Here is a 3,174-nt window from a genome sequence, read left to right on the forward strand (position 1 = left end):
GGCTCATTAATGGCGTGTTTCTGCGCGGTCTCAATAGGTCAGTGCACCACGTGTGGATCCAGTCACAGGGCTGGATCTGATAGGACGTGGTGTCCCTTGACCTGGAGGCGCGGTGCGCCGTCCCAGACCACCTCGAAGGCCACCTCGAAGGCGATCTGATCATCGGCAAGGGCGGCAAGAGCCAGATCGCGACCCTCGTCGACTGAGTAGGTAGCCGCGGGCGCCGGTGCGTGGAGCGGCGGACACGAATTCGTCCTCGCCGTACATCGGCCAGCCACAACGCCCCCGAAGGGAGCGGTTCGTGCAATGCCTAACACCTGGTGGCCGGGAGGGATCTCGAACAGCTCGAACCCCGAGGCCGCGAGGTCCTTTGCCGGACCGTGGGAGGCCGTGGCGGACCTCGGTCAGGGGGCCTGGAATCCCGCGTTGGCCAGCACGGTGCTCGCCTTGTCGGACAGGATGAAGTTGACGAACGCGGTGGCGCCGACGGCGTTGGGCGCGTTCTTCAGTGCGACGATCGGGTAGTCGTTGATCGCCTTGGCGGATTCGGGGAACTCGACGCCGTCCACCTTGCCCGCCGACGCCTTGGCGTCCGTGCGGTAGACCAGCGCGGCGTCGACCTCACCGAGGGCGACCTTCGACAGCGCGGACTTGACGTCCTGCTCCAGGGTGACCGGGGTCGGGTTCACCCCGGTGGCGGCGAGCGCCTTCTTCGCGGCGGCTCCGCAGGGCACCTGCTCGGCGCACAGCGCGACCTTCACCCCAGGCTTGGTCAGGGCGGGCAGATCGGTGATGCCCTTCGGGTTGCCCTTCGGTACGGCGATGACGAGCTGGTTGCGGACGAAGACCTTGGGCGCGCCGACGTTGTCGCCGGCGTCGGTGACGGTCTTCATCGTGGCCGGGCTCGCCGCGGCGAACACGTCGGCCGGGGCGCCGGAGGTGATCTGCTGGGCCAGCTGCGAGCTGCCGGCGAAGGAGAAGGTCACCTTCGATCCGGGGTTCGCGGCCTCGAAGTCCTTGCCGAGCTGGGTGAACGACCCCGTCAGCGAGGCGGCGGCGAGCACCTTGACGGTCCCTTGTACTCCGCTCGCGGCGCTGCTGGCCATGGCGGAGGGAGTCGCGGCAGCGCCGCCGTCGCTGCCGCCACATCCGGCGGTCGCGAGAAGCCCGGCGCCGAGCACCGCCAGGGCCGCCGTCTTCATCCTGCGAAATCTCACGTGTCCCGTTCCTCCACCCGTTCACCCGTTGTCCGGCTTCCGCAGCCGCGGACCATGTCGCTGATCTAATCCGCAGATACGAAACTCTGTGCATGATAGTTCCGCATCTGCGCGCTGAACAGGTGGGTTGTTCCGTGGTGTGCCGATGCGCGGCCTGGGCCTGCGCCACGGCGACCGGAGCCCCGCTCGGCGGGCGATGTCGAGAGCGGTGCCGAGGGCAGGGTCGAGAGCGGTGCCGAGCCGGTTGAGCCGGTCATGCTCCTCTGGCCGGCCGCGGGTTACGACGGCAGGACGTGGAAGGTCCGGTCGTGGTAGATGAGCGGGGACGCCTCCGGGTCGGTGTCCGCCTCAAGGACCTGGCCGATGACGAGGAAATGGTCCCCGGCCTCGACGGGTGGCCGGGCGGAGCAGCGCAGCCACGCCCGTCCCCCGTCGAGCAGGGGCTCGCCGGTGGGCAGCCTGGTCCAGCGGGTCGGCGAGGCGAATCGGTCGATCCCGTTGCGGGCGAAGCGCCGGGCGACCTCCTCCTGCTGGGAGGACAACAGGGTCACCACGAAGGTCTCCGCGACCCGCAGATGGGGCCACGACGAGGCACCGCAGGAGATGGCGAAGACCACCATCGGCGGTTCGGCGGACAGCGACGCGAGCGAGGTCGCGGTGAAGCCGACGGGTCCCGTGCCCGCGTCGGCGGTGATGACGGCCACGCCGGCCGGATGGCCGCGGAAAACGGTTCGGAACAGGCCGCCGTCGACGGCGCGCGCCCTGAACGGACCCTGGGTCTGGCGAAGCGAGGCCGTCATGCTGGATGCTTGCCGAGGTTCAGGCGACGAGTGGGGGTTCAACCGGACACCTGTGAGTCCGCCGTGTCCCACTGGGTGCAGTGCACCCTTCTACACTAAATCTATCTTAATGGTTGGTCAATGGGCCGATCAGACCACCTCCGGGCGCCGGACCGGAGGGGCGCCACAGGTCGTCACAGGTCGCGGCGGGTCCGCGGGCCGAGAGCGAGAATCATGCGGCCCTCCAGGCCCGGGACTCGGGTTCGTGTCACCAGCCGCAAAGTAGCTCTCTGTAGCGGCAGTGTTAGGTGTGACGCAGCACGTGAGGTCGTCGATTAGACGATCTGTCTTCCCTTGGCCACGAGCAATTACCGATGTATCTGGTACAGGTATGTATCGGAACGGTCACGGTGACGGACCGCCATGACGAAAGGGGAATCGGATGGTCGATGACACCCAGACTCTGGTCCTCGACTCCGTGCAGGCCAGACGAGTCGCAGCGCTGATCACCTGGCAGCATACCGTCGGGGGGCAGGCGCACTGCTTGGCCCGGCTGGTGCTGCGCGCCGCACCCGAACCGCCGGTCGCGGTCCTGTCCGAGCTGGCCGACAACCCCGACCGTCTCGGGATCAGCGGAGATATGGCCGGGGTCGCCGTGGCGTTCCTCGCGGCCATGCGGCCCTACGCCACCCTGGACCCCGCATCGCTGGTCTGGATCACTCACCACGGGCCGTTCTCCTCCCCCGATGACGACGGCGGGCCCCAGACCTTCACCCGCGTGGACCTCGACTACCGCGATGGCGCCTTCCGCGACGACCTGCGGGCCGCCCGCAAGGCCGACATCGTGGTCTCCGCCACCGGACAGCCCACCTGCTCACCGGCGAGCACATCGGCGCCCACCAGTGCCTCGTTGTGGACTCCGGGTTCATGCCGCGCGCCGACGGGTCGGTGGCCGGCGGCATCCACCCCAGCGCCGTCGGGATCCCGTAGCGGATCACCCCGGTGCCCGGTGGGGTCGGCCCGGTCGAGATGGCCGTGCTGATGGAACGCGTCGTCCGCCAGGAGGCCGACCCGAACCTGCGCCCCTGGGCGCTGCCCCCGGCGTCGCCCCGGACCCGCGCCCAGACCACGACGCGCGCCGCCTTCCCGGCCCGCAACCCGTCCCCATCTCGTACCCC

General features: G+C 69.3%; 3 protein-coding genes. 1 reads left to right on the top strand and 2 read right to left on the bottom strand.

Features of this window, described 5'->3' with window-relative positions; genetic code table 11:
* Positions 1-404 precede the first annotated feature (404 nt).
* Both modA and AC08OX_RS16445 read right to left on the bottom strand, forming a co-directional pair.
* Positions 405-1,202: a molybdate ABC transporter substrate-binding protein gene (gene modA, locus AC08OX_RS16440; protein WP_476608627.1), complete on the bottom strand. Its 798-nt coding sequence runs from the start codon at positions 1,200-1,202 to the stop codon at positions 405-407.
* 293 nt (positions 1,203-1,495) lie between these two features.
* Positions 1,496-2,017: a flavin reductase family protein gene (locus tag AC08OX_RS16445; protein ID WP_476608628.1), complete on the bottom strand. Its 522-nt coding sequence runs from the start codon at positions 2,015-2,017 to the stop codon at positions 1,496-1,498.
* 421 nt (positions 2,018-2,438) lie between these two features.
* On the opposite strand from AC08OX_RS16445, the gene AC08OX_RS16450 reads away from it, so the two are divergent.
* Positions 2,439-3,038: a hypothetical protein gene (locus AC08OX_RS16450; protein WP_476608629.1), complete on the top strand. Its 600-nt coding sequence runs from the start codon at positions 2,439-2,441 to the stop codon at positions 3,036-3,038.
* Positions 3,039-3,174 lie beyond the last annotated feature (136 nt).

The sequence above is a fragment of the Frankia sp. CoBUL1 genome (assembly GCF_978021245.1).

What these genes read in the sequence shown, in the direction of transcription:
- AC08OX_RS16445 (WP_476608628.1), bottom strand. Translation starts at nt 2,017, where the DNA reads ATGACGGCCTCGCTTCGCCAGACCCAGGGTCCGTTCAGGGCGCGCGCC.
- modA (WP_476608627.1), bottom strand. Translation starts at nt 1,202, where the DNA reads ATGAAGACGGCGGCCCTGGCGGTGCTCGGCGCCGGGCTTCTCGCGACC.
- AC08OX_RS16450 (WP_476608629.1), top strand. Translation starts at nt 2,439, where the DNA reads ATGGTCGATGACACCCAGACTCTGGTCCTCGACTCCGTGCAGGCCAGA.